At 50.1% G+C, this 4,087-nt stretch carries 6 protein-coding genes; 4 read left to right on the top strand and 2 right to left on the bottom strand.

The window, feature by feature from the left end; genetic code table 11:
* Positions 1-249, bottom strand: a 249-nt coding sequence (locus FDW87_RS03245) for a DUF2755 family protein (RefSeq protein WP_252362978.1), incomplete at its 3' end; no start/stop codon positions are given.
* A 264-nt stretch (positions 250-513) separates the two neighbouring features.
* On the opposite strand from FDW87_RS03245, the gene FDW87_RS03250 reads away from it, so the two are divergent.
* A complete protein-coding gene (locus tag FDW87_RS03250; protein ID WP_019076140.1) occupies positions 514-735 on the top strand; it encodes a DUF2754 domain-containing protein in 222 nt (73 codons plus the stop codon).
* Between the two features lie 25 nt (positions 736-760).
* Here the strand turns inward: FDW87_RS03250 and ddlA are convergent, their stop codons facing one another.
* On the bottom strand, positions 761-1,855 hold the full coding sequence (gene ddlA / locus FDW87_RS03255; RefSeq protein WP_109017345.1) for a D-alanine--D-alanine ligase: 1,095 nt from the start codon (positions 1,853-1,855) through the stop codon (positions 761-763).
* Between the two features lie 301 nt (positions 1,856-2,156).
* On the opposite strand from ddlA, the gene FDW87_RS03260 reads away from it, so the two are divergent.
* The 3 genes from FDW87_RS03260 to FDW87_RS21650 all read left to right on the top strand — a co-directional run.
* Positions 2,157-3,353 (top strand): multidrug efflux MFS transporter, encoded by a 1,197-nt coding sequence (locus FDW87_RS03260; RefSeq protein WP_131347854.1) that lies wholly within the window; start codon positions 2,157-2,159, stop codon positions 3,351-3,353.
* A 249-nt stretch (positions 3,354-3,602) separates the two neighbouring features.
* Complete coding sequence (locus FDW87_RS03265) at positions 3,603-3,845, top strand: sigma-S stabilization anti-adapter protein IraP (protein WP_016152002.1); 243 nt, start codon at positions 3,603-3,605, stop codon at positions 3,843-3,845.
* Positions 3,846-3,949: 104 nt separating this feature from the next.
* On the top strand, positions 3,950-4,087 hold a 138-nt coding region (locus tag FDW87_RS21650; RefSeq protein WP_252362995.1), incomplete at its 3' end, for a hypothetical protein.

Consider the following 4,087-nt stretch of genomic DNA (forward strand, 5'->3'; position numbering starts at 1 on the left):
GAAAGGGACCAGCCCAAAAAGGGTACCGACGCCTAAGCCAATTTCAACTCGTGGGCGTCCTGTCTCTTGCATTTGCAACTGCATCAGCTGTTCATAGATGCCGGGAGCGTGGGCCAACAGATTTAAAACCTGCGCGCCTGCCCAAAAGCAAAACAGCACAAATACGGCATACGCAATGTTGCCGGGCAGGGAGGAGGTATCCCGATGTTTGCCCTTAAACAGGGATTTTGAGAGCGTAAAATCAGCCATAAAGACCTCCGGAAATAACCTGCTTTTTTTGACGTGATGCCTGGAACTGACAGTGAGTCTGACAGGTGATCGGCAATGTCAATATCAGAATGATGGTAATTTCAGGTAGAGATTATTCCTGGATCTCGGTTTTTTGCTGGTTGTCACAATTACGTAACCTTAAGTGAAATCAAGTTACATTTCAGAAATTCCGCACAGGCCACAGACGTCTATGAGGAAATGTGCGAGGATGCGCTTTCACGTTGTATTTCCACCGGAGCTGTTATGAACCTGCCTGTTAAAATCCGCCGAGACTGGCACTACTATGCCTTCGCTATTGGGCTTATCTTTATTCTGAACGGGGTGGTGGGCTTACTGGGTTTTGAAGCGCAGGGATGGCAGACCTATGCGGTGGGGTTGGTGACGTGGGTGATTAGCTTTTGGCTGGCCGGATTAATTATCCGTCGCCGCGTGGAAGATGAAGAAGAAGCAAAGGATGCCCAATAGCTATCGATCAGGCATCCAGGCGGGTTTACATACTGGTTTTCAACGCGCTATCCGCCGCATGACGTTCCAGCGCCAGTTCGATCAGGCGAGTGATCAAATCGGTATAGCCTAAGCCGCTCGCCTGCCACAGTTTTGGATACATGCTGATGTTGGTAAAGCCCGGCAGCGTGTTGATCTCATTGATCACAACATCGTTCTCTGCGGTTAAGAAAACGTCCACGCGCGCCATACCGGCGCAGCCCAGCGCCTGATAAGCCTGAATAGCAATGTCGCGGATCTTATCGTTAACTTCCGGTGCGATCGCTGCCGGAACAACCACTTTGGCACCGTTATCGTCAATGTATTTGGTGTCGTAAGCGTAAAAATCACTGTTCAGCACGATCTCGCCACAGGTACTGGCCTGCGGTTGATCGTTGCCCAGCACCGCGCATTCGATCTCGCGGCCCTTGATCCCTTGTTCCACCACGACTTTATGGTCGAATTCAAATGCCAGCGCGACGGCCTGATCGTATTGCGCTTCGCTGGTCACTTTACTGACGCCAACGGACGAGCCCTGGTTGGCTGGTTTTACAAACAGCGGCAGGCCAAGTCGGGATTCCACCTCGGCAAAGCTGATGTGGTTGCGATTGGCACGGGTGAGCGTAATAAATGGCGCGATGTTTAATCCGGCATCGCGCAGTAGACGTTTGGTCACGTCTTTATCCATACAGGCCGCAGAACCCAGGACATCAGAACCGACGAACGGCAGATTCGCCACGCGCAGCATACCCTGCAGAGAGCCATCTTCACCCAACGTGCCGTGTACGATCGGGAAAATAACATCGACCGTTGGCAGTGGCTGACCGGTTTGCGCATCGATCAACTGGTGCTCTTGTTTACCCGGGACCTGAGCCAGGCTGGTCGCGGAAGGACGCAGCGCAATATGCGCTGGATCATCTGAATTGAGCAGATAGTTACTGGCATCGCTAATGTGCCATTGCCCTTGCTTATCAATACCTAACAGCACAACGTCAAAGCGAGTCTTGTCGATGGCATCGACAATATTTTTTGCCGATTGCAATGACACTTCATGTTCCGCTGATTTACCACCAAATACGATTCCTACCCGCAACTTTGCCATCTTAAAAACCCATTCCATGAATGCAAAGCACATACATTACCACGACAAAACGCAGGTTTCCTCGGCTTCTGGCATATTGTTTTGGTGGGCAACAGAGGAGCAGATAAGCGCAAACGCGCAGAACGGACGCGGAGCATAAACCCCTGCTGATATTGTGGGGTTGACGTGAGGTATATCACAAATATGATGAGCGGGAAGATAAAATCCTAAACTGTGATATATCGCACCTGTGAACCCTTATTTGGCTAAGTAATTTGTTAAACTACTCACAGTTTTCAGCTACTTATCGTTATGAGTCCCTATGGAATCCTGGAGAGTCAACCTCATTTCCGTATGGTTCGGTTGCTTTTTCACCGGCCTGGCGATCAGCCAAATCCTGCCTTTTTTACCGCTCTATATCTCCCAACTGGGGGTGAGTTCCCATGAAGCACTCTCAATGTGGTCCGGCTTAACGTTTAGCGTCACCTTCCTGATTTCAGCCATCGTCTCTCCGATGTGGGGGAGTTTAGCCGACCGTAAAGGACGCAAGCTAATGTTGCTGCGGGCCTCTTTGGGCATGGCGATTGCGATTTTACTGCAGGCCTTTGCCACTAACGTCTGGCAGCTTTTTCTGCTGCGTGGGGTCATGGGGTTAACGTCTGGCTATATTCCCAATGCGATGGCGCTGGTAGCCTCACAGGTTCCGCGCGAACGCAGCGGGTGGGCGCTGAGTACGCTCTCGACGGCGCAAATTAGCGGCGTTATTGGCGGACCACTGATGGGGGGCTTTATTGCCGACCACGTTGGCTTACGGGCGGTATTCTGTATTACCGCGGCTTTGCTGGTAGTGAGTTTTCTGGTCACGCTGTTCTTAATTAAAGAAGGTGTGCGCCCGACAATCAAAAAAAGCGAACGCCTGAGCGGGAAGGCCGTCTTTGCCTCGCTGCCTTATCCGACGCTGGTGATCAGCCTGTTTTTTACTACGATGGTGATCCAGTTGTGTAACGGCTCAATTGGGCCGATTCTGGCGCTGTTTATTAAATCAATGGTCCCAGACAGTTCTAATATTGCCTTTCTCAGCGGGCTGATTGCTTCGGTTCCGGGCATCTCGGCGCTGATTTCTGCGCCCCGGCTAGGTAAATTAGGCGATCGTATTGGGACCGAGCGGATTTTAATGGCAACGTTAATCTTCGCCGTCGTGTTGTTTTTCGCCATGTCATGGGTCACTACGCCGTTGCAGTTGGGGATCTTACGTTTTCTGCTCGGCTTTGCCGACGGCGCGATGTTGCCCGCGGTGCAGACGTTGCTGGTGAAATACTCCAGCGACCAGATAACCGGGCGCATTTTTGGTTATAACCAGTCATTTATGTACCTCGGCAACGTAGCCGGGCCATTAATGGGGGCAACGGTTTCGGCAATGGCGGGCTTTCGCTGGGTGTTTATTGCCACGGCGTGCATTGTGCTTATCAACATCTGGCAACTGGCTATCGCGTTGCGACGTCGGCGCTGCGCACGCTGAGTACCTGATTAACAACGCTGCCAGTCAGCGTTGTTAATCCATCATTATGCATTTATATATCCAGGTGATTATTAATCCCCTTACCCTTTTATATGGAATAATTCTGCGCTAAGACTCCTTCTCCCTTATTTTGTGTTGTGATTGTTTTCGCAAAACGTTTTATTTCTTATGAAAATACAACTTTCATCCTCTAGGCAGTTGTGAGTCTTAATGATAACGTGGCCTATATTTGGTTAAGGGAATACGTAAATGAAAAATCTCGTTACTGAGTTGTTACTTAAGCTCGCCCAAAAAGAAGAAGAGTCGCAAGAACTGACGGCGCAGGTTGAAACGCTGGAGCAGGTAATCATCGAAATGCTGCGCAATATGACGTGTAACGATCGGCAAATATTTATTCGCCAAATTGAGGGGGCTTTGGCTGGAGAAGGCCGTATGCCTGCGTTTCTGACCAACGTTCATAACGCTGGCGAGAGTGTGCCAAAAGCGTTTTGAGTAATCCGTGGTGCGCCATCCACAAATTATCATAAAAGTGTCACATCAAATACTTATAGTCGCTTTGTTTTAATTTTACCGTATTTATACATGGAGAAAATAAAGTGAAACAAAGCGCACTCGCTATTGCCCTGTTACCTTTGCTGTTTACCCCGGTTATTAATGCAGAAACCTCTGCCATAGCGGTTATGGATAATCGTGCCGCTCAGGGGGATATCACCACGCCGGGCGGCGCCCGCCGA

The organism is Citrobacter sp. wls826, assembly GCF_005281245.1.
In the GTDB taxonomy this organism is placed as follows: domain Bacteria; phylum Pseudomonadota; class Gammaproteobacteria; order Enterobacterales; family Enterobacteriaceae; genus Citrobacter; species Citrobacter braakii.